Origin of the sequence: Tenacibaculum litoreum (assembly GCF_964513915.1) — a bacterium.
Classification (GTDB): Bacteria; Bacteroidota; Bacteroidia; order Flavobacteriales; family Flavobacteriaceae; genus Polaribacter; species Polaribacter litoreum.
In genome coordinates this window covers 642,636-662,825 of record NZ_CAZEQS010000003.1, presented here as the reverse complement: position 1 = coordinate 662,825, position 20,190 = coordinate 642,636, and the positions used below count along the sequence as shown (strand labels likewise).

At 33.1% G+C, this 20,190-nt stretch carries 24 protein-coding genes and 1 riboswitch; of the genes, 15 read left to right on the top strand and 9 right to left on the bottom strand.

Features of this window, described 5'->3' with window-relative positions:
- The first annotated feature begins 23 nt into the window (after nucleotides 1-23).
- The 13 genes from ACKTTR_RS09180 (at nucleotide 24) to cysM (ending at nucleotide 10,854) form a co-directional block, all read left to right on the top strand.
- On the top strand, nucleotides 24-431 hold the full coding sequence (locus tag ACKTTR_RS09180; RefSeq protein WP_408027560.1) for an RrF2 family transcriptional regulator: 408 nt from the start codon (nucleotides 24-26) through the stop codon (nucleotides 429-431).
- A 117-nt stretch (nucleotides 432-548) separates the two neighbouring features.
- Nucleotides 549-803 (top strand): DUF2061 domain-containing protein, encoded by a 255-nt coding sequence (locus ACKTTR_RS09175; protein ID WP_408027559.1) that lies wholly within the window; start codon nucleotides 549-551, stop codon nucleotides 801-803.
- An 11-nt stretch (nucleotides 804-814) separates the two neighbouring features.
- A complete protein-coding gene (locus ACKTTR_RS09170) occupies nucleotides 815-1,423 on the top strand; it encodes a phosphoadenosine phosphosulfate reductase domain-containing protein (RefSeq protein WP_408028000.1) in 609 nt (202 codons plus the stop codon).
- Between the two features lie 11 nt (nucleotides 1,424-1,434).
- The gene (cysD, locus tag ACKTTR_RS09165) at nucleotides 1,435-2,340 is read left to right on the top strand and encodes a sulfate adenylyltransferase subunit CysD (protein WP_408027558.1); all 906 of its coding nucleotides are present in this window, start codon (nucleotides 1,435-1,437) and stop codon (nucleotides 2,338-2,340) included.
- 81 nt (nucleotides 2,341-2,421) lie between these two features.
- Nucleotides 2,422-3,669 carry a sulfate adenylyltransferase subunit 1 gene (locus ACKTTR_RS09160; RefSeq protein ID WP_408027557.1) on the top strand — a complete coding sequence of 416 codons (1,248 nt, stop codon included), beginning with the start codon at nucleotides 2,422-2,424 and terminating at the stop codon, nucleotides 3,667-3,669.
- Nucleotides 3,670-3,682: 13 nt separating this feature from the next.
- Nucleotides 3,683-4,030, top strand: coding sequence for a 4Fe-4S dicluster domain-containing protein (locus ACKTTR_RS09155; protein ID WP_408027556.1), 348 nt, complete (start codon nucleotides 3,683-3,685; stop codon nucleotides 4,028-4,030).
- 40 nt (nucleotides 4,031-4,070) lie between these two features.
- Nucleotides 4,071-6,173 (top strand): HEPN domain-containing protein, encoded by a 2,103-nt coding sequence (locus tag ACKTTR_RS09150; RefSeq protein WP_408027555.1) that lies wholly within the window; start codon nucleotides 4,071-4,073, stop codon nucleotides 6,171-6,173.
- A 14-nt stretch (nucleotides 6,174-6,187) separates the two neighbouring features.
- Nucleotides 6,188-6,955 (top strand): uroporphyrinogen-III C-methyltransferase, encoded by a 768-nt coding sequence (gene cobA, locus ACKTTR_RS09145; RefSeq protein ID WP_408027554.1) that lies wholly within the window; start codon nucleotides 6,188-6,190, stop codon nucleotides 6,953-6,955.
- Nucleotides 6,955-7,530: a precorrin-2 dehydrogenase/sirohydrochlorin ferrochelatase family protein gene (locus ACKTTR_RS09140; protein WP_408027553.1), complete on the top strand. Its 576-nt coding sequence runs from the start codon at nucleotides 6,955-6,957 to the stop codon at nucleotides 7,528-7,530. The genes cobA and ACKTTR_RS09140 overlap by 1 nt, the downstream gene beginning before the upstream one ends.
- Before the next feature lie 124 nt (nucleotides 7,531-7,654).
- Entirely contained in the window at nucleotides 7,655-8,710 is a 1,056-nt protein-coding gene (locus ACKTTR_RS09135) for an NAD(P)/FAD-dependent oxidoreductase (RefSeq protein WP_408027552.1), read from the top strand.
- A gap of 136 nt (nucleotides 8,711-8,846) precedes the next feature.
- Nucleotides 8,847-9,182, top strand: a complete 336-nt coding sequence (locus ACKTTR_RS09130; protein ID WP_408027551.1) for a 2Fe-2S iron-sulfur cluster-binding family protein — start codon at nucleotides 8,847-8,849, stop codon at nucleotides 9,180-9,182.
- A gap of 23 nt (nucleotides 9,183-9,205) precedes the next feature.
- Nucleotides 9,206-9,949, top strand: a complete 744-nt coding sequence (gene epsC, locus ACKTTR_RS09125) for a serine O-acetyltransferase EpsC (RefSeq protein ID WP_408027550.1) — start codon at nucleotides 9,206-9,208, stop codon at nucleotides 9,947-9,949.
- A gap of 20 nt (nucleotides 9,950-9,969) precedes the next feature.
- On the top strand, nucleotides 9,970-10,854 hold the full coding sequence (gene cysM, locus ACKTTR_RS09120; protein WP_408027549.1) for a cysteine synthase CysM: 885 nt from the start codon (nucleotides 9,970-9,972) through the stop codon (nucleotides 10,852-10,854).
- A 160-nt stretch (nucleotides 10,855-11,014) separates the two neighbouring features.
- Here the strand turns inward: cysM and ACKTTR_RS09115 are convergent, their stop codons facing one another.
- From ACKTTR_RS09115 to ACKTTR_RS09095, 5 genes are all read right to left on the bottom strand, one after another.
- Nucleotides 11,015-11,479: a hypothetical protein gene (locus tag ACKTTR_RS09115; RefSeq protein WP_408027548.1), complete on the bottom strand. Its 465-nt coding sequence runs from the start codon at nucleotides 11,477-11,479 to the stop codon at nucleotides 11,015-11,017.
- Between the two features lie 336 nt (nucleotides 11,480-11,815).
- Entirely contained in the window at nucleotides 11,816-12,160 is a 345-nt protein-coding gene (locus ACKTTR_RS09110; protein WP_408027547.1) for a hypothetical protein, read from the bottom strand.
- A gap of 59 nt (nucleotides 12,161-12,219) precedes the next feature.
- On the bottom strand, nucleotides 12,220-12,816 hold the full coding sequence (locus ACKTTR_RS09105; protein ID WP_408027546.1) for a hypothetical protein: 597 nt from the start codon (nucleotides 12,814-12,816) through the stop codon (nucleotides 12,220-12,222).
- Between the two features lie 174 nt (nucleotides 12,817-12,990).
- Nucleotides 12,991-13,566, bottom strand: a complete 576-nt coding sequence (locus ACKTTR_RS09100; RefSeq protein ID WP_408027545.1) for a hypothetical protein — start codon at nucleotides 13,564-13,566, stop codon at nucleotides 12,991-12,993.
- Nucleotides 13,567-13,753: 187 nt separating this feature from the next.
- Nucleotides 13,754-14,386, bottom strand: a complete 633-nt coding sequence (locus ACKTTR_RS09095) for an NAD(P)H-dependent oxidoreductase (protein WP_408027544.1) — start codon at nucleotides 14,384-14,386, stop codon at nucleotides 13,754-13,756.
- Nucleotides 14,387-15,426: 1,040 nt separating this feature from the next.
- Between ACKTTR_RS09095 and ACKTTR_RS09090 the strand changes: the two genes are divergently transcribed.
- Nucleotides 15,427-15,930 (top strand): ecotin family protein, encoded by a 504-nt coding sequence (locus ACKTTR_RS09090; protein WP_408027543.1) that lies wholly within the window; start codon nucleotides 15,427-15,429, stop codon nucleotides 15,928-15,930.
- Nucleotides 15,931-16,018: 88 nt separating this feature from the next.
- Here the strand turns inward: ACKTTR_RS09090 and ACKTTR_RS09085 are convergent, their stop codons facing one another.
- The 4 genes from ACKTTR_RS09085 to ACKTTR_RS09070 form a co-directional block, all read right to left on the bottom strand.
- The gene (locus ACKTTR_RS09085) at nucleotides 16,019-16,483 is read right to left on the bottom strand and encodes a cupin domain-containing protein (protein WP_408027542.1); all 465 of its coding nucleotides are present in this window, start codon (nucleotides 16,481-16,483) and stop codon (nucleotides 16,019-16,021) included.
- A gap of 208 nt (nucleotides 16,484-16,691) precedes the next feature.
- The gene (locus ACKTTR_RS09080) at nucleotides 16,692-17,147 is read right to left on the bottom strand and encodes a DUF3291 domain-containing protein (RefSeq protein ID WP_408027541.1); all 456 of its coding nucleotides are present in this window, start codon (nucleotides 17,145-17,147) and stop codon (nucleotides 16,692-16,694) included.
- A 199-nt stretch (nucleotides 17,148-17,346) separates the two neighbouring features.
- Nucleotides 17,347-18,054 carry a DUF6794 domain-containing protein gene (locus ACKTTR_RS09075; RefSeq protein WP_408027540.1) on the bottom strand — a complete coding sequence of 236 codons (708 nt, stop codon included), beginning with the start codon at nucleotides 18,052-18,054 and terminating at the stop codon, nucleotides 17,347-17,349.
- Between the two features lie 129 nt (nucleotides 18,055-18,183).
- Entirely contained in the window at nucleotides 18,184-18,768 is a 585-nt protein-coding gene (locus tag ACKTTR_RS09070) for a carboxypeptidase-like regulatory domain-containing protein (RefSeq protein ID WP_408027539.1), read from the bottom strand.
- A gap of 250 nt (nucleotides 18,769-19,018) precedes the next feature.
- Nucleotides 19,019-19,123: riboswitch (SAM riboswitch) on the top strand.
- Between the two features lie 50 nt (nucleotides 19,124-19,173).
- On the opposite strand from ACKTTR_RS09070, the gene ACKTTR_RS09065 reads away from it, so the two are divergent.
- On the top strand, nucleotides 19,174-20,190 hold the full coding sequence (locus tag ACKTTR_RS09065; RefSeq protein ID WP_408027538.1) for a homocysteine S-methyltransferase family protein: 1,017 nt from the start codon (nucleotides 19,174-19,176) through the stop codon (nucleotides 20,188-20,190).

The window sequence follows — 20,190 nt, the reverse complement described above, 5'->3', positions numbered from 1 at the left end:
GAAGTAAAGCATATATTTGTAATATGCTTTCTAAGAAAACAAAATACGGAATTAAGGCGCTTACTTTTATTGCAAAACAAGAAAAGGGCACTATGGTACAAATAGCTACCATTTCAGAAAACGAAAATATTTCGCACAAGTTTTTAGAAAGCATATTACTTACCTTACGAAAATCAGGAATTTTAGGAGCCAAAAAAGGAAAGGGCGGAGGTTATTATTTGCTAAAACCAGCCAATGAAATTAAAATGACTGATGTTATTAGAACACTAGAAGGTCCCATTGCTATGGTATCCTGTGTTAGTTTGAATTATTATGAAAAGTGTGATGACTGTCCTGATGAAGAAGCATGTTCAGTACACAAATTAATGATTCAAGTAAGAGATAATACGCTACAAGTACTTCGTAATAATACACTTGCAGATTTAGTGTAGTATTAACAAATTGTAAAACTCAAATATTTTTTTGATTTCTCCTTGGAGAATTAAAAAGCATCTGTATATTTGTCAACTTAAAACCTAGTATTCCGATAGGGTAATGGTATTTTAAAAATGATTGTAGAACAAGTAGTAGAAAATAAAACAAATTACAAGGAAGATAAGCTTTCTGAAAAACCAATAAGAAGCATTGTAAAATCAATAAGTTGGAGAGTTGTTGGAACCATAGATACAATACTAATATCATGGATAATTACAGGGCAAGTAAAAACAGCTTTTTCAATTGGAGCTATAGAATTAGTAACAAAAATGCTATTGTATTTTTTTCACGAAAGAGTTTGGAACAGTATTAAATGGGGCAAAAAATGAGTATAGAAACAATGAATTTAGAAGTAGTAAACGCAGAGTTAAAAAACAAATCTCCAAAAGAGATTATTGTTTGGGCATTATTACAAGCTAATAAAGCTGTAGTAACAACAAACTTTCGTCCCTATGAAGGAGCAATTTTACATGCAGTATCATCAGTAAAAAACAGTATAGATGTTATTTGGTGTGATACAGGGTATAATACTCCACAAACCTATAAACATGCTGAAGAGTTAATTGAAAAATTACAGTTAAACATTCAGTTGTATGTTCCTAAACAAACGGTAGCACACAGAAATATCACTTTAGGGTTGCCAACAGTTGATGATCCTAAACATGCTGTATTTACTGAACAAGTGAAGTTAGAGCCTTTTAAAAGAGCAATGAATGAGTATAAGCCAGATGTTTGGTTTACCAATTTAAGAAAAGGACAAACAGCCTTTAGAGATAGTATTGATATAGTTTCAAAAAGTAAGGATGGAGTATTAAAAGTGAGTCCGTTTTACCATTGGTCAGATAAGGAATTAGATACTTATTTAGAAGAACATCAATTACCTAACGAGTTTAAGTACTTCGATCCCACAAAAGTAGAAAGCAACAGAGAATGTGGTTTACATATTTAAAGAACATGATTATGAATACAGAAACGATACAAGTAGGAGCTTTAGAAAGTGAAGCCATATATATATTAAGAGAAGTAGTCGCGCAATTTGAAAAACCAGTGTTACTGTTTTCGGGGGGCAAAGATAGCATAACGCTGGTGCGACTTGCTCAAAAAGCATTTTATCCAGCGAAAATTCCATTCCCTTTATTACATATTGATACAGGACATAATTTTCCTGAAACAATTGAATTCAGAGATAGATTAGTTAAAGAATTAGGAGTTGAGTTAATTGTTCGTCAAGTACAAGATAATATTGATGCTGGTAAAGTAAAAGAAGAAACAGGAAAGTACGCGAGCCGAAACATGTTACAAACCGAAACGTTATTAGATGCCATTGAAGAATTTGGTTTTGACGCATGTATCGGTGGAGCGCGTAGAGATGAAGAGAAAGCGAGAGCTAAAGAACGTATTTTTTCAGTACGAGATGATTTCGGTCAATGGGATGAAAAGAATCAGCGTCCAGAATTATTCGATATGCTGAATGGAAGAATCGATTTAGGTCAGAACGTACGTGTTTTCCCAATTTCTAACTGGACAGAGTTAGATGTATGGTCATATATACAACAAGAACAAATTGAAATTCCATCTATTTATTTTGCTCACAAAAGAGCCACTTTTATTAGAGATGGGTTAATCTGGTCTGCAAACGATGAAGTTGTGTATAGAGAAGATGAAGAAGAAGTACAAGAGCGTATGGTTCGTTTTAGAACAGTAGGAGACATGAGTTGTACGGCAGCAGTCTTGTCAGATGCGATAGATATTGATACCGTGGTGGATGAAATTAGAGAATCAACCATATCAGAAAGAGGAGCAAGAATAGACGATAAACGCTCTGAAGCAGCGATGGAAAAACGTAAACAACAAGGATATTTTTAAAAAGAAAACCTAGTATTTAGTATAGAGTAATGAGAGAAAAATACTCAAAGCTCAATACTAATCACTCAATACTAAAAGAACATGAACGTAGTAAAAATAGCAACAGCAGGAAGTGTAGATGATGGAAAGAGTACACTAATAGGGCGAATTTTATACGACACAAAATCATTAACCCAAGATAAATTAGAAGCGATAGAAGAAAAAAGTAAACAACGTGGGTTTGATTACTTAGACTTTTCTTTAGCCACCGACGGATTGGTAGCAGAACGTGAACAAGGAATTACTATTGATGTAGCTCATATTTATTTTTCAACACCAAAAACAAGTTTTATCATAGCTGATACCCCTGGTCATATTGAGTATACCAGAAATATGGTAACAGGAGCTTCGAATTCACAAGCTTCTATCATTTTGGTAGATGCTAGAAATGGAGTGGTAGAACAAACTTATCGTCATTTCTTTATCAATAATTTATTGAGAGTAAAAGATGTAATAGTAGCAGTAAATAAAATGGATTTGGTAGATTTTTCAGAAGAAAAATTCAATCAGATTAAAGGAGAAATAGAGTATCTAGCTAAGAAGAGTGACTATCAAAATCAAAATATCACATTCATACCTCTTTCAGCTTTAAAAGGAGATAATGTTGTGAAGTCTTCAGAAAACACCCCTTGGTATAAAGGAGAAACTTTACTGAATCACCTTGAAAACTTGGGGTCTGAAGATACGCAAGAAGTATCAAAAGCACGTTTCCCTGTGCAAACAGTTATTCGTCCAAAAACAGACGAATATCACGATTTCAGAGGATATGCAGGGAAATTGTATGGAGGTGATTTAGCAGTAGGAGATAGCGTAACGGTATTACCATCAGCAACAAAATCTACCATAAAAAGTATTCAGTTTTTTGATAAAGAATATGCAAGAGCAAAGAAAGGAAGCTCTGTAAACATCACCTTAGAAGATGATGTAAATGTAAGTAGAGGAGATATGTTGGTAAAAACAGGAGAAGAACCTTCTGTAGTAAAACAGTTAGAGGCTACTATTTGTTGGATGGATAAAACACCATTACAAGCTTCTCAAAAATATTACATCAAACATGGTGTAAATGATGTGCAAGCAAAAATAACAGAACTAACAGCGTTAATCCGTACCGATTTTTCTGGAAAAGAAGAAACTCCAACTCAATTATCACTAAACGAAATTGGAGAAGTGAGTTTAAAAGTAAGTAAACCATTGTTTGTTGATTCATATGAGGAAAATAAAGCAAACGGAGCGTTTATAATCATCAATCCTAAAACTAATACCACGTCAGGAGTTGGTTTTATCAAGTAAATAATAAAAAGTTATGGCAATAATCATTACAGATGAATGCATCAACTGTGGGGCTTGTGAACCAGAATGCCCAAATACAGCCATTTACGAAGGAGCAAGTGACTGGAAATATAGTGAAGGAACCTCATTACAAGGAAATGTAACCTTACTAGATGGGGCTTCGGTAAGTGCAGACGAAGACAATGAGCCAGTATCAGACGAGTACTATTTTATAGTGCCTGATAAATGTACTGAGTGTAAAGGATTTCATGAAGAACCACAATGTGCAGCAGTATGTCCAGTAGATTGTTGTGTACCAGATGATGCACATGTAGAAACAGAAGAACAATTGTTAGCAAAGCAAAAGTTCTTACATAACTAATAACAATGCTTTTACAAGCAAACAACTATTAAAAAACCACATGCAAAGTTTTAGATCAGAAATAGAAAACCCTTTGGTAGAAAAGGATATCCTAGAGTTAGAACGTAAAATACGTTTGTTTAACGAAGGAAAAATAGATGAAGAACGTTTTAGAAGCTTACGTTTAGCCAGAGGAATTTACGGGCAACGTCAGTTTGGGGTACAAATGATTCGTATAAAATTACCGTATGGTAAAGTTACAAGTGAACAATTACACAGAATAGCAGATGTTTCTGATGAATATTCAAGAGGGCGTTTACACATTACCACACGTCAAGATATTCAAATACACCACGTAAGTTTAGACAGAACCCCTGAGTTATGGGCACAGTTAGAGAAAGACGATATTACGTTGCGTGAAGCATGTGGTAATGCAGTACGTAATGTAACGGCCTCAGAAACTGCGGGAATCGATCCGAAAGAACCGTTTGATGTAACACCGTATGCACACGCCACTTTTCAGTTTTTCTTACGCAACCCAATCTGTCAGGAAATGGGAAGAAAGTTCAAAATGTCTTTCTCAGCTACAGAAGAAGATACTGCGTTGAGTTTTATTCACGATTTAGGGTTTATTGCTAAAACGAAAACAGTTGATGGTAAAGAAGTAAAAGGATTCAAGGTATTATTAGCTGGAGGATTGGGTTCACAACCGCGTCATGCCGATGTAATTTATGAGTTTTTAGAAGCAGAATTACTAATTCCTACTATTGAAGGTGTGTTACGTGTATTTGATCGTTATGGAGAACGTGCTAAAAGAGCCAAAGCTCGCTTAAAATTCTTAGTGAAAGATTTAGGTGTAGATGCTTTCTTAGAATTAGTAGCTGCAGAAAGGGCCGCATTAGCATATAAAACGTATCCGATAGATATTACCGATTTTGAACAAGACATTGTTTTTGAAACCAATGAGGTTCCGTCTGTAGTGATAGAAGATGAAGAGGCATATCAAAATTGGAAAGAAACTAATGTAATTCAGCAAAAGCAAAAAGGATTGTATGCGATAGGTATCAAAGTACATTTAGGAGATTTTTATACCGATAAAGCACGTTTGTTAGCAGATTTAATAAAAAAATATGGAGCGAATGAGTTACGTTTTACGCTACGTCAAAATATCTTGATTCGTCATGTAAGAGAAGAGTTTTTACCATTTTTCTATACAGAATTACAAAAATTAGGTTTTGCAGACGCAGGATATAATAGTTTGAATGATATCACTGCATGTCCGGGAACGGATACGTGTAACCTAGGTATTGCTAGTAGTACAGGAATTGCAGCAGAGTTAGAACGTATGTTAAAAGTAGAATATCCACAGTATGTAAATAACAAAGACATTACTATTAAAATTAGTGGATGTATGAATGCTTGTGGACAACACAACATGACACACATTGGTTTTCAAGGAATGTCAATAAAAGTAGGGAAGTTATTAGCACCTGCTTTACAAGTATTAGTTGGAGGAGGAGTTTTAGGTGGCGGAAATGGTCGTTTTGCAGATAAGTTGATTAAAATCCCAAGTAAAAGAGGACCAGAATCTTTACGAATTTTATTAAACGACTTCGAAAGCCATAAACAAGCAAATGAAGATTTCCTAAACTATTATGATAGACAAGGAAAAACATATTTCTATGAGCTGTTAAAAGAATTATCAGACACTACCAATTTAACAGAAGATGATTTTATTGATTGGGGACACGATAAAAACTATGTAAAAGCCATAGGAGTAGGAGAATGTGCAGGAGTGGTGATAGACTTAGTAGCAACCTTACTGTTTGAAAGTGAAGAAAAGCTAGAAAATGCTTCACAGGCCTTGAATAATCAACAATGGTCAGATAGTATTTACCACGCTTATGCAGCTATGGTAAACACAGCTAAAGCCTTGTTAACAGCAGAAGGAGCAAAAACCAATACACAAGCAGGAATCATTACCAATTTTGATGAATTGTTTGTAGCAAATAATAAAATAGAATTATCAAGTTCATTTGCAGAATTGATTTATCAGATTAATAAGAATGAACCTACGGAAGCTTTTGCAAAAAAGTATTTAGAAGAAGCAGCATCGTTTTATAAAACAATTGATGCTTACCGAAAAGTAGCCGTAGAAAGTTAAAAAAGGAGAGTCCAATGAAAAATCAACCGAAATTAACCGTAGTAGGTGCAGGACCAGGAGATGCTGATTTAATCACCTTAAAAGCCATTAAAGCATTAGAACAAGCCGATGTGGTATTGTACGATGCATTGGTGAATAACGAACTGTTAGGATATGTGAATCCGAATGCAGAATTAATTTTTGTAGGAAAAAGAAGAGGATGCTATCGATATCAACAAGAACAAATCAATGAGTTGATTGTTGCGAGAGGATTTTCTCACGGACATGTAGTGCGTTTAAAAGGAGGTGATCCATTCATTTTTGGTAGAGGAGCAGAAGAAATGGAATATGCCGCAAAACATGGATTAGAGGTTGCTGTAGTACCAGGGATTTCTTCATCGTTAGCGGTACCAGCTTATCAGAATATCCCGTTGACAAAAAGAGGAAGTTCAGAAAGTTTTTGGGTCATTACAGGAACTACAAAACAGCATCAATTATCAAATGATGTTGCCTTGGCAGCAAAATCAAGTGCAACGGTTGTTATTTTAATGGGAATGGGTAAGCTCTCTGAAATCATTCAGCTTTTTAAGGCAGAAGGGAAGAACGAATTACCGGTAGCTATTATTCAAAACGGAACAACTCCTGAAGAAAAAATAGGAATTGGTACCGTAGATACGATAGAAGAAGTAGTGACCAAAAATAACTTGAGTAATCCTGCTATTATTCTGTTAGGAGATGTGGTAAATCACAGACAGCAATTACTACAAGTACAACAAGAAGTAGCTTTAAAAGAGGTGGTATAATGGAAGAAAGAAATAACTTATATCCTATCTTTTTAAAAACAGCAAGCTTGGAAGTAATAATAGTTGGAGGAGGGTTTGTTGCAGAAGAAAAGCTACGATTTTTATTAAAATCGAGTCCAGACGCTAAGGTAACTATGGTAGCTCCTTTTTTTAGAGAAGAAACCATTGCGATTGCCCAAAAAGGCAATGTAGAAATGCTAACAGATAGCTATAATGATACCTATTTACAAGGAAAACATTTGGTGATTGCGACAACAGATGTTCCTGAGGTAAATATACAAGTGTATAAAGATTGTAGGAGCCAAAATAAATTGGTGAATGTAGCGGATAATCCACCATACTGTGATTTTTATATGGGGGGAATTGTTACTAAAGGAAATGTAAAAGTAGCCATTTCAACCAATGGGAAATCACCCACAACAGCTAAGAGGTTACGTCAGTTTTTTGAAGAAGTAATTCCAGAAGACATCAATCAATTAGTACAAAATTTAAATAGTTATAGAAAAACTATCAAAGGAAACTTTGAACAAAAAGTAGAAACATTAAATAAGCTAACTGAGAGTTTAGTAAAGTAACGTCATTGCGAATCTTTCGACTGTCGTTCAAGACAGGCTAAAATGAAGCAATCTGTTAGTCGATAAACAGATTACTTCGTATTCCATTTCATTGGAATTCTCGTAATGACAAAATAAAGAGAACATGATACAAACAGATATATTAATTATAGGAGCGGGTCCAACAGGACTATTCACTGTTTTTGAAGCAGGATTGTTAAAATTACGTTGTCATTTAATTGACGCCTTACCACAACCAGGAGGGCAGTGTTCAGAAATTTATCCAAAAAAACCTATTTACGATATTCCAGCATATCCAGAGATCTTAGCAGGAGATTTAACTAAGAACTTAATGGAACAAATCAAGCAGTTTGAACCAGGGTTTACCTTAGGTGAGCGTGCTGATACTATTGAAAAGCAAGATGACGGAACGTTTATCGTAACTACCAATAAAGGAACAAAACACCAAGCACCAGTTGTAGCTATTGCAGGAGGACTGGGAAGTTTTGAACCTCGTAAACCACCTATTCCAAATATTGCTGATTTTGAAGATAAGGGAGTAGAGTATATGATTAAAGAACCAGAATTGTATCGAGACAAAGATGTAGTAATTGCTGGAGGTGGAGATTCTGCTTTAGATTGGTCTATTTTCTTAACAGATGTAGCAAAATCGGTGACCTTAATTCATAGAAGAAACGAGTTTAGAGGAGCGTTAGACTCTGTAGAAAAAGTTCAAGAGTTAAAGAATTTAGGTAAGATTAATTTAATCACACCTGCTGAGGTTAAAGCAGTATTAGGAGAAAATCATGTAACAGGAGTTGTGGTAGAAGAAAAAGGGAAAGAACCTTATATGATAGATACCGATCATTTTATCCCATTATTTGGATTAGCGCCAAAGTTAGGTCCTATTGCAAACTGGGGATTAGAAATTGAGAAGAACGCTATTAAAGTAAACAATGCGCTAGATTACCAAACCAATGTTGAAGGTATCTATGCCATTGGAGATGTGAATACCTATCCAGGAAAGCTAAAATTGATTTTGTGTGGATTCCACGAAGCAACACTTATGTGTCAAAGTGCTTACCAACGTATACATCCAGATAAAAAATATGTAATGAAGTATACCACTGTAGGCGGTGTAGACGGTTTTGATGGAACAAGAAAAGAAGCACCAAAAGCGGTAGTAAAAGCAATTCAATAATTGGGGATTAGGATGAAAGTAGTTAGGAGTTGAGCGGATAAGTTTGTTGTAATTACAAGTTTTAAGTAAAAACTCCTTCACCAACCAAACTAAAATAGCCTACCTAACTACTGATTCCTTTAAGAAATTGTTACAAATGGATAATCAAGACATCAATATAAAAATAACAGACCGTGATGGTGTAATGCATGAGGTAGTTGCTCCGACAGATATGGCAATGAACTTAATGGAAGTAGTTCGATCATACGAATTAGCTCCTGAAGGAACTATTGGAATCTGTGGAGGAATGGCGATGTGTGCCTCTTGTCAATGTTATGTAAAATCGAACCATGAATTGCCAGAAATGAACGATGATGAAGATGCAATGTTAGCAGAAGCATTTCATGTAGAAGAAAATAGCCGATTAGGATGCCAGATTCAAATGACACCTGAATTAGAAGGACTTGAAGTTGAGTTAGCTCCTGAAAGTTAGTTATTTTTGTGAAAAATTAGTAAATGCAATTCAAACAATACGATTTATCATTAAAAGATGATGTAGAAAACTTTACAAAGCAATTATTTTATGCATTGTTTAATGATGTATGTCAAGAAAAAGCAAACCATTTAAAAGAAAAATTTGTAAAAATTTTAAATGGGTTAGCTATTGAAAATGCTTCGGAAGCATGGGCTGTATACCAACAAACATTTTGTGGAATACGAGAAAAGTTAGATTTAGATGCCAAAGCATTTGAAAAAACAGATCCAGCCTGTAAAAGCTTAGGAGAAGTGTATTTAGCGTATCCTGGGTTTCATGCGATTGCGGTATATCGTTTGAGTCATGAATTGTATAAAATGGAAATTCCGATTTTACCAAGAATGATGAGTGAATATGCACACGGATTAACGGGAACAGACATCCATCCAGGAGCAACCATTGGCGATTCGTTTTTTATAGATCATGCAACAGGAATTGTGATTGGAGAAACCACAATTATTAAAGAAAACGTAAAAATATATCAGGGAGTTACCTTAGGAGGAATTCAAGTAAAAAAAGAATTAGCTTCCACAAAAAGGCATCCAACCATTGAAAATAATGTAACCATTTATGCCAACGCAACTATCTTAGGAGGCGATGTAGTGATAGGAAGAGATAGTATAATTGGCGCTAATGTTTGCGTAACCACCTCTGTACCCGAAGGATCTATAGTAACCTATGAGTCAGAAAATAAAATAACCACTAGAAAATCCTATGTTAAATGATGTAGGTACGAAAATCAACCATGAAAACTAAAACAATTATAGATAGTATAGGGAATACGCCACTAATAGAAGTTTCAAACATTCTTCAAAAGGAAGGCGTAAAACTATTATTAAAACTAGAGGGAAATAACCCAGGCGGAAGTGTAAAAGATAGAGCAGCCTTTAATATGATTGCTGAAGCTATTAAAAGGAAAAATATCCGTCAAGGAGATTATTTAGTAGAAGCAACTAGTGGAAACACAGGAATTGCGTTAGCACTCATGGCAAAAATATTAGGAGTAAATATGGTATTGGTTATGCCAGAAAACTCTACAGAAGAACGTGTAAAAACAATGCGTGCTTACGGAGCTGAGGTTATTTTAACGGATGCAGAAAAAGGTATTGAAGGTTCTAGAGATGTCGCTTTAGAACTACGTTATAAAAAAGGGTATTTTATGCTAAATCAGTTTGAAAATACTGATAACTGGAAAGCACACTATAAAACTACAGGTCCAGAAATTTGGAACGATACAGAAGGAGCAATAACTCATTTTGTATCGGCGATGGGAACTACAGGAACCATTATGGGAGTTTCTACCTATTTAAAAGAACAAAACCCTGAAGTACAAATTATAGGAGCACAACCTAAAGATGGAGCTAGAATACCAGGAATTCGTAAGTGGTCGCCAGAATACCAACCAAAATTCTTTAATAAAAGTAAGGTGGATCAAGTGATAGAGCTAGATGAAAACGATGCTAAAAACATGACAAGAAAGTTAGCACAAGAAGAAGGTGTTTTTGCAGGAATGAGTAGCGGAGGAGCGGTACATGCAGCTTTGGAAATAGCCAAAACTATTGATAAAGGGGTTATTGTAGCTGTGATTTGTGATAGAGGAGATCGCTATTTGTCTTCAGATTTGTTTTAATAAATAGTTTATTTCATATAAAGAATATTCCCGCCTATGCGGGAATATTCAGTTAATTATAATCTTATTAGAAAACCTTTTTTATTCGGTATATATTCTTTTTTAAAACAAATACAAACCTTTTTGGTTAGCTATATTTCATAAACGGTGCTGTAGCCCGTTATTTCCATTTTCCTTTTCCCTTTCCTTTGCTTTTTCCTTTTCCTTTGTTTTTGCGTTTAGACTTATTCTTCTTGGAATTAGCATTATTCTTTAATTGGTGGAATTCCGCAGAACCAGGTTTTATTCCTGCTTGCTTTGCTATGTAACCCCAACCTTTATTTTTATCTCTTCTATAAATGGTAATTATATCATCTATCGGTCTTCTTGATAATTTAGATATCTCCAGAGCCAAATAGATTTCTCCTGCCTTCATACCTAAACTTACTCTCATGTATTTAATTTTCCTTTCTGAAACATTATAGGAAACGCTCAAACGATTCTTAAAAGTCCCAAAGTCTAGATTGGCATTGGTGTTAATGATATTCAAATCAGAATCTAATTGAGTATTTCCTGTGTTAAAGGAAATTTGAGCAGAGGCTGAATAAGTAAAAATTGATAGGAGGATAATAAATAAGTTTTTCATGTTTTGGGGTTTAATTAAACAAATCACTTGTGACAAAAAAAACATACCACTGTTTACATCTAGAACAACTGTAATACACCTTATTATAAAAGAACAAAAACTTCTTTTATCCGTGTGTTTAGATATAACAAATGGAATATTTTCGTAATACGTCGGCGAATATAAAGCAAAATAAAAACCGTACAAAATGTGTACGGTTATACTATTAATAAATGCGTAATTGTAACCGTAATTTGTGATAAAGGGGATTGTTATTTTTATAATAAAGATATTCCCGACTGAACGCGGGAATTTTAATAAATACTATTATCCTAAAAAAAACAACAGCAAAAAGTTTTACTTCTCTTCATCCCAATGGAATTTGTGTATAATTCGGTGAATGATAGGGCTTATTAATATTCCAAAAGAAGCTATAAATACTAATCCAGCGTAAAGCCCGTATATACCAGCAAAAATGTGTCCGTTATGAGAACTTGGCTTCTCAATAAGTCCTAAGCCCGATAACATGATTGATGAATGTAAAAAAGACTCACTTAAGGTTAAGTCTTCAAAAGTTGAAAACCCAAAAATTCCTATTAAAAGTGAAAAGACTATCAATACTAAAATACCTAAAAAGTGTTTTAATAGTCTGATATAAAACCTTTTTTTATTGATAGGTGCTTCTGTTCTTTTTTCGTACATGGTTTATTGTTTGGCACTACAAAGTACTATTTTTTATAGACAATATGCTTTTATAATTATTAATTAGTAGAGTCTAATTTAACAGTAGCATTTAACTTTTTGTATTCATTTGAAACTTTAATTGTAGCTAATGAAGTATTAGAATCTTTTATTTTTTCAAAAGAAATCGTATCAAAATTCTCTCCTTCTAAATCCAAATTGGTAATACCATTTAATTTTTTGCCCTTGAAGTCATTTAATTCAAATTCTATTACTGTTCCAAAGGGTATTTGACTAGATTCAGTGTGTACAATTCCTTTTAATTTTTTATTTAGAAAAGATAATTGACTGTAATAAATGATAATTAGTATAGAAGGTACGATGTAGAACATGTTAAAACTGAAACCTATTTTACCTATTGACATATAAATATCTGATGAGTAAGATATCAGAAAATTAATGTTTACGGTTTCACTGATAAAAGAAGCTGATAAGTACCAAATTAATATTAGTAAAATTAAGTTTTCTTTAGTGTATTTAGATATAATCGAAACTACGATACCAAATAAACTTAAACCAATACTTGTATAATTATAGTCATTACTAAGAGATGTGCTTAATAGTGTAATAATACAGGTTGCTATACAGTAATAGATAATAAAATTAAATAGTTTCATATGATTTTTTAGGTAATCGTAACAGTGTTTTACCACTGCATTGGTTATACTAGTCTAGTATAATGGTTAAGTTTACTTTGTTTTTCAGTTTAACACTTACGTTAGCAATTTCGAGTGAATTTTAAAGCAGTCGAATCCGCTGTAATTGCAATTATACATTGTAGTAAGTAGTTTTTATTCCTTTTTTATTAATACCCATTTTTCTCCTTTTTCATTTGTATATGATACAAGTCCAAATTCTTTATCCCATTCAAATTCGGTTAGTCCAAATTTCCCATTTAAATTAGAATAAGGGCAATTATCTTTGTCAAACGTGTAAATATTTTTCCATTCAGTTTTTAATTCAGATTGTTCTGTTTTCGGAAGAATATTATTAAAACTGCTAAATTCTAAATTTAATAAACGAATAACAGGGCTTGCATCTTTCTTTTTTTTATTTGCGTTGATTTGTATAAAATAGTCCTCAATTGTTTTCAGAGAGTCTTTTTTCATTTTGTAATCGATTCTTGCAAATTCTCTATCAAATCCTCCCGAAACAAAAGTTTTGCAATTTCTATTAGGTACTTTCAATACTTTATTAGTGATGAAAATAGTGTCCAAATCATTCTTTTGAGATTTAAAAATTAATTTGTCTCCAACATTGTAATTAGAGAACCAAGTTTTATCATTTTTGGTAAAATAAACATTCTCACAATCTTGGGCACAAGATTGTATTGATAAGCAAAAAAATATTATAATCAGGTATTTCATTCTTGGTTTGGGTCAAATTACTTACAACTCAGTATAAAAAAACTAAAACTTCTTTTATCCGTGTATATAAATGTGATAAGCTGGATTTTTAGCAATTTTATTCTTTTTTAAGCGCTAGCCAATATAAAACAAAATAAAAAACCGTACAAAAATGTACGGTTATACTATGGTGCTTAAAGTATGATAATTATTTATATTCTATAAAAAGACTCTCTATAGATTTTCTCACCTTGTGTGTGTTTTGAGAATGATCTTCGTCAGAGCGATAACCAACAGGAGCAACAACAGCAGCATTTAACCCTAATCTATCCAAGTCTAATATTTTGTTATAAGCTTCGGCGTCAAAACCCTCCATAGGACAAGCATCTATTTTAAGTTCTGAGCAAGCATTAAGCAAATTGCCCAAAGCAATGTAAACTTGGTTAGAAGTCCATTGGTTCTTTTCAACCAAAGTTCTGCTCGTAACGTCAGACTTAATAAAATCAGCATACCCTTTAAAATTAGAAATGTCTACCTGTTCAATTTCGGATTTTAAAGAGAAATAAGCATCTATATGGTCGTTGGTAACCTTTGAATAATTACAAAATACAAATAAGTGAGAAGCATCAGTAATTTGACTCTGTCCGTAAGAAACAGTTTTTAATTGTTCTTTTATCGCACTGTTTTCTATAATCAAAACGGTATACAATTGCAGACCATAAGAAGAAGGAGCTAATTGAATCGCTCTTTTTAAAAGTTCTATATGCTGTGCTGAAACTTTTTTAGAAGTATCAAATTTTTTAGTGGCGTATCGCCATTCAAGGTTGTCTATTAAAGTCATAACTAAAATTGTTTAAGAATACGACAAAAGTAGAAGGGGAGTAGCTACAACACCTTTACATATGTTGATTCAACAATTTTTAACGTACTTTTTCTTTCCTAAAGGAGTTTGGATTGAAAATCCAAGTAAAGGGAACCGTCAGCGAGCTTAGCTGGTCTTTCCTCAACGCAACGAAACCGTCAGCGAGCTTCGCTGGTCTTTCCTCAACGCAACGAAACCGTCAGCGAGCTTCGCTGGTCTTTCCTCAACGCAACGAAACCGTCAGCGAGCTTCGCTGGTCTTTCCTCAACGCAACGAAACCGTCAGCGAGCTTCGCTGGTCTTTCCTCAACGCAACGAAACCGTCAGCGAGCTTCGCTGGTCTTTCCTCAACGCAACGAAACCGTCAGCGAGCTTCGCTGGTCTTTCCTCAACGCAACGAAACCGTCAGCGAGCTTCGTTGGTCTTTCCTTAACACAACGAAACCATCAGCGAGCTTCGCTGTTCTTTCCTCAACACAACGGAACCATCAGCGTGCTACGCTGAACCTTCCTAAGAACAAATAAACTAAGTTTTGAATGTAAACAAACAATTTTCTATTAAAAAGTAAAAAACAATGTTCAAACTTTTAGTAAGAGACTCTTTATTAAATATTTAGTAACTTTAATGTAAGTTACTAAAAATGATTACATGAGAACTCTCTATACCTTAATTGGAGTAGCATATCTTCTGTTCGTAGTGGTGACGTCGTACATGATTTTAGTCGAGCCACTCATAAACGCATGTAAAAAAAGTAAGAAATAAAAATAATATGTTATTACAAGTGTTTTTTCTTTCATAGCAATTGCATCAAAAGGGTAACCATAGCAACAAATAAACAAAAGAACTATTATTTAGGTATTTAACATAAGGCTTTAAACGAGCAGAGAATGTGTTTGTACTCTAACACCATTTTCCATAGTTGTTAAAAGAATGGTAAATGATTTAATAATGAATACAAAAGTCTTAGTTAGATGAATCTTTGGCATACATATTGAAAAGCTCTAGGAAAATTATTTTATTATGAGAACAATTTCAGGGCAAATCACCAAATTATTTTTAATAACATTCTTAACTATTACTTCTATGGCAGTAGGACAAACATCTTTAAAAAAAGTAGATGCATCAATATATCCTAAACCGGAGAAAGGGTTTAAACAAATGGTTATAGAAGTTCCTCATTCAGCTAATGATAGTAACAAAAAAATAGAATTTGTTATTGGAAAATGGATGGAAGTAGATACTTGTAATAAACACGGACTTGTAGGAAATCTAGAGAAAAAGGATCTTAAAGGATGGGGATATTCGTATTATGATTTTACTACTGATGGTGGAGTTATATCTACTAGAAAGGCTTGTTTTGAAAGTAGTAAAGTCAGAAAGTTTGTTACCAGTCAACCAACAACAGTAAGATATAACGGGAAATTACCAATTGTAATTTATGTACCAGAAGTTTACGATGTTCAATTTAAGATATTTAAAGCAGAAGATGATGTATATCGTGCTAGTGAGGTAAAACAAAAATAAACTTAAAAGTACTGTGATTTATTACAGTTTTATATAAGAAAAGCAGCAAATACTATTTTGCTGCTTTTCTTTTTATAGAATTAATACACTACTTTTTTTCTTTAATAGGCACTGCATCAAAAGGATCTACCATAGCAACAAATAAAACACAAGGTCCATTATTTAAGCATTTAGCCCTATGTGGTTTCTTTGCAGGACCATAAGCATAAGAACCTGCTTTTAATACGGTAGCTTTTTCCCCTTCGTATTGTACTTCTAAATCCCCAGAAATTAAAATCATTCGTTCAGGAGAATTATGTGTATGATATATAACTTCAGTATTAGGTTCAATTCTAAAGAAAAAATCTAAATTAGGTTTAGATATATCACCGTGAAGTATTGTAAAAGAACAATTAGGAAAGAAATCAGGAGCAGGAAGCCATTTCAAACTCTTATCATTAACAGTTGTAGCAATAGAAGTTTCAGTATTTGAAACACCGTTGCTTTGAGCATTTAATCCGATAGCTAAAAAAGCTAGGATAAGGGTTAACAGGTTTAGTTTGTTTGTTTTCATCTTTTTGATTTTTAGGTACTTAATATAGTTAAAATAAACAGATTTTCAAATTATATTAACCTGTTTATTATGAGTATAATCACGTGGAATTTATTTACAGAAGTATTTTTTCCTTCTTTTAGGAAGTAGTTAAATAAATAAAAATAGAAACAAACAAAAATGTAGAAGTATAATCATTAGCGAGTTTTGCTAAGAATTAAGTTGATAGTTACTCTTTTGGCATTGGAATTTTATTTCTGAAATCAAAAGCTATTTCTGAAGCACCATTTTTTTGTAAATAATCTAATTTATCAACTGCTTCTTGTATTGTAGGATATTCACCTTCAGGTACCCACCACATTGCAGTATATACTTTTCCATACGAGTGAAACCATTCCTTTCTTCTTTTCAAGAAATCCGTATGAAAAGTTTTGTAAACAAATTTCTCTAAAGACTCAACAGTCTCCCAAACAGAAACATTAATAATTACCTGTTCGTCATTATAAGGATTGAAACTTGTTGCGTCATTATTCTCGTCTTTTAGCCTCCAAATAAAACCCTCACTGTTTTCAGCTAAATTGTTTACACGGTCTAAATTATCTACAAACTCTTTCATAATAGGATCTTCAATATTTACTCCTTTCATTCGAGCGACATTGATTTCTGCTATATGGTACTTTTTCATAGATGTGTTTTTTTTTATTTTGTCAACGTTTAGGCTATGGTTAGTACGGAAATTAAAAGTAGTAAACTTTTGATTAAGCACTTAGTCAAAACTTTTATTTTGTTTTAATTTTTCTTTTGATTAAAACCAAATCAAAAGATTTGGCGGACTTTAAAAAATACACTAAACTTTGGATTAAATACCAAAACCTGTATTAATTTTAGCCATTGTTAGGCAATGCGGTTTTATTTCCAAATATTTTATTTAAGATAGATTCAGTATTTTGAATTTGTTCTTTTTCTAATATCTCTTTTGTTTTCAAGTCAATTTTTTTCCAGCCATAAAAATAATCATAAATCCAAAAAGTGTTATTAGTAGAGTTTGTTTGTATGAAAACTTGAGCTGGTCTATCTTTAGAAGTGTGGAAACCATAAAATATAGAAACTCTAAACTCTAAATTAGGTTCAGGGTGTTCTGTTTTTTCAGGTAATTGAACCAAGTCAACTTGTTTCCAGTATTCTTTATAGCCTATAATTTGTTCTTCTAAATTTATGTCTTTACCATTTAGTTTTCTGTAATAACTTGTTAGAATAATAGCAGACATATCATCAGGGTGAAAGATTTCAATACTATTGAAGTATTTTGATAAGTCAGAACCTTTCCAAAGATTCCAATTATTTCTCATACCTATTCCAAGTCCAAAATGAGTTTCAGATATAAAATCACTTTCACTCTTTTTCTTAATTTCTAATTTGAGTGAATCAGAAACATAAAAATCAATTTGACTTAGAGCTTCTTCTAAATTTTTTGGTATATAATTTTCATCTAATATTCTATTAGACTTTGAAGTTTCAGAATCTTTGCAACCACTTAAAGTTATAATAATTAAGAGTAATATTAGAAATGTTATTTTTCTTTTCTTCTTCATTTTGCTTAACGTTGTTGTATAAGATTAGTTGCGTGTTTCAGCAACTAATTTAGCAAATAAATGTCCGCTAGGGTTATCGTAAGTAAGCTTGAACTAGCCATTAATTATACACGATGTTGTAGCACGTTTTTATATTTGTATTGTGACTCTATATTTATTTTTTTCAGAACATTCGGTTGTGCTGAAACTCTTTGATTTTCTTTTTTTATTAACACATTCTATAATTTCTGAAACTTTATTTTCAGTCAATTCAATTTTTGAGTCAATTTGATAAGTACATAATTCCTGTCCTAATCCAAGATTAATTTTAAATTCAGTTGTAATTTTTTTTTCAATTCTAAAATCAGTTTTAAATTGGTTAAATCCAACGTAATTTATTTCAATCTGATATTCTCCAGTTGGTAATTCCGTTTTAAAATTTCCGTCAAAGTCTGCTTGTATTTCTTTACTTAAAGTTTTGGTTTTAGATATGATTTTAATAGAAACTCCTGATATAGGATTATTAAGTTTGTCAAAAACCTGACCGCTTAATTCAGTTCTTTTTGAGTTCTTTTTTTTTGAAACCTTAAACTCGTTATTGTCATCTTCGTTTTGAAGTGAAAAAGTGTATTGAAATATGTATTCTTTGGTTTTGTCAACATTATTTAACTCCCATTTCTGGGAAAATGAACTAAACGAAATTGTAAAAAGGAATAGAATTATTATATATTTCATCGTTTTTCTCAAATGTGCTACAACTAGTTTATATACAGAATAAACTTAGCATTATACCTCTTTTTTAGTAGAATAAGCAGAGGTTTTTAGCAATTTTATTCTTCTTGTTTCAAGCATCCAATATAAAACAAAATTATGTTGCACCCTAGTAGCGAAAGCGGTCTTTTTCATTTAGTTATTTAATTATGAAAATAAAAATTGGGTAAATAAAAAATAATACTATAACTTTGCCCCGTTCATTAACGTATTGATGTTATCAAGAAAGGTGGAGGGAATAGACCCTTTGAAACCTTAGCAACCCTTTGTGCAAACAAAGAAGGTGCTACATTCTACTGCTTCGGCAGAGAGATAACGAAAAGAATTTTACTTCCTCTTTTCCTGATAACATTACACTAAATATCAGGAATGTCAAACATTTATCAAGAAATACAAAAACGAATCCTCGTGCTCGATGGCGCTATGGGAACCATGCTTCAGGAATATAAATTTACTGAAGAAGATTTTCGTGGAGAACGTTTTAAAGACTACCCAACTCCGTTACAAGGAAACAACGATTTGTTATCCATTACGCAACCCGAAGCTGTAAAAGAAGTACACAGAAAGTACTTTGCTGCAGGAGCAGACATTGTAGAAACCAATACTTTTTCAGGTACTACCATTGCCATGGCAGATTACCAAATGGAAGAGTTGGTATACGAGTTAAATTACCAATCTGCCAAAATTGCCAAAGAAGTAGCCGATGAATTCACTGAAAAAGAACCGCACAAACCTCGTTTTGTAGCAGGTTCTATCGGACCTACCAATCGTACGGCAAGCATGTCTCCAGACGTAAACGACCCAGGGTACAGAGCGGTAACTTTCGACGAGTTACGCACTGCTTATAAACAACAAGTAGAAGCTTTAATTGATGGCGGTTCAGATATTTTGTTGGTAGAAACCGTATTCGATACCTTAAATGCCAAAGCCGCTTTATTTGCCATTGAAGAGGTAAAAGCAGAACAAAATATAGAAATTCCTATCATGGTTTCAGGTACGATTACCGATGCTTCAGGTAGAACGTTGTCAGGACAAACAGCCGAGGCTTTTTTAATTTCTATCTCTCATATTCCGTTGCTATCAGTAGGATTCAACTGTGCTTTAGGTGCTAATTTATTACAACCTCACTTAGAAGCGATTGCTTCTAAAACTGAGTTTGCTATTTCTGCACATCCAAATGCAGGATTACCTAATGCCTTTGGAGAATATGACGAAACACCAGAAGAAACCGCTAATCAGATAGAAGAATATTTAAAGAAAAATTTAATCAACATTATAGGAGGGTGCTGTGGTACCACACCAAAACATATTTCAGCTATCGCAGCAATAGCAGCGAAGTACAAACCACGAAAAGCTGAATTTGTTGCAGCAGTACAAAATAGTTAG

Bases quoted from the DNA above. Each gene is read 5' to 3' on its own strand.
- ACKTTR_RS09180 (WP_408027560.1), top strand. From the start codon at position 24: ATGCTTTCTAAGAAAACAAAATACGGAATTAAGGCGCTTACTTTTATT.
- ACKTTR_RS09115 (WP_408027548.1), bottom strand. From the start codon at position 11,479: ATGAAAAACTTATTTATTATCCTCCTATCAATTTTTACTTATTCAGCC.
- cobA (WP_408027554.1), top strand. From the start codon at position 6,188: ATGAAAAATCAACCGAAATTAACCGTAGTAGGTGCAGGACCAGGAGAT.
- ACKTTR_RS09110 (WP_408027547.1), bottom strand. From the start codon at position 12,160: ATGTACGAAAAAAGAACAGAAGCACCTATCAATAAAAAAAGGTTTTAT.
- ACKTTR_RS09100 (WP_408027545.1), bottom strand. From the start codon at position 13,566: ATGAAATACCTGATTATAATATTTTTTTGCTTATCAATACAATCTTGT.
- ACKTTR_RS09160 (WP_408027557.1), top strand. From the start codon at position 2,422: ATGAACGTAGTAAAAATAGCAACAGCAGGAAGTGTAGATGATGGAAAG.
- ACKTTR_RS09095 (WP_408027544.1), bottom strand. From the start codon at position 14,386: ATGACTTTAATAGACAACCTTGAATGGCGATACGCCACTAAAAAATTT.
- ACKTTR_RS09150 (WP_408027555.1), top strand. From the start codon at position 4,071: ATGCAAAGTTTTAGATCAGAAATAGAAAACCCTTTGGTAGAAAAGGAT.
- ACKTTR_RS09105 (WP_408027546.1), bottom strand. From the start codon at position 12,816: ATGAAACTATTTAATTTTATTATCTATTACTGTATAGCAACCTGTATT.
- ACKTTR_RS09175 (WP_408027559.1), top strand. From the start codon at position 549: ATGATTGTAGAACAAGTAGTAGAAAATAAAACAAATTACAAGGAAGAT.
- ACKTTR_RS09135 (WP_408027552.1), top strand. From the start codon at position 7,655: ATGATACAAACAGATATATTAATTATAGGAGCGGGTCCAACAGGACTA.
- ACKTTR_RS09140 (WP_408027553.1), top strand. From the start codon at position 6,955: ATGGAAGAAAGAAATAACTTATATCCTATCTTTTTAAAAACAGCAAGC.
- ACKTTR_RS09090 (WP_408027543.1), top strand. From the start codon at position 15,427: ATGAGAACAATTTCAGGGCAAATCACCAAATTATTTTTAATAACATTC.
- ACKTTR_RS09130 (WP_408027551.1), top strand. From the start codon at position 8,847: ATGGATAATCAAGACATCAATATAAAAATAACAGACCGTGATGGTGTA.
- ACKTTR_RS09080 (WP_408027541.1), bottom strand. From the start codon at position 17,147: ATGAAAAAGTACCATATAGCAGAAATCAATGTCGCTCGAATGAAAGGA.
- ACKTTR_RS09070 (WP_408027539.1), bottom strand. From the start codon at position 18,768: ATGAAATATATAATAATTCTATTCCTTTTTACAATTTCGTTTAGTTCA.
- epsC (WP_408027550.1), top strand. From the start codon at position 9,206: ATGCAATTCAAACAATACGATTTATCATTAAAAGATGATGTAGAAAAC.
- ACKTTR_RS09075 (WP_408027540.1), bottom strand. From the start codon at position 18,054: ATGAAGAAGAAAAGAAAAATAACATTTCTAATATTACTCTTAATTATT.
- cysM (WP_408027549.1), top strand. From the start codon at position 9,970: ATGAAAACTAAAACAATTATAGATAGTATAGGGAATACGCCACTAATA.
- ACKTTR_RS09155 (WP_408027556.1), top strand. From the start codon at position 3,683: ATGGCAATAATCATTACAGATGAATGCATCAACTGTGGGGCTTGTGAA.
- ACKTTR_RS09170 (WP_408028000.1), top strand. From the start codon at position 815: ATGAATTTAGAAGTAGTAAACGCAGAGTTAAAAAACAAATCTCCAAAA.
- ACKTTR_RS09085 (WP_408027542.1), bottom strand. From the start codon at position 16,483: ATGAAAACAAACAAACTAAACCTGTTAACCCTTATCCTAGCTTTTTTA.
- ACKTTR_RS09065 (WP_408027538.1), top strand. From the start codon at position 19,174: ATGTCAAACATTTATCAAGAAATACAAAAACGAATCCTCGTGCTCGAT.
- cysD (WP_408027558.1), top strand. From the start codon at position 1,435: ATGAATACAGAAACGATACAAGTAGGAGCTTTAGAAAGTGAAGCCATA.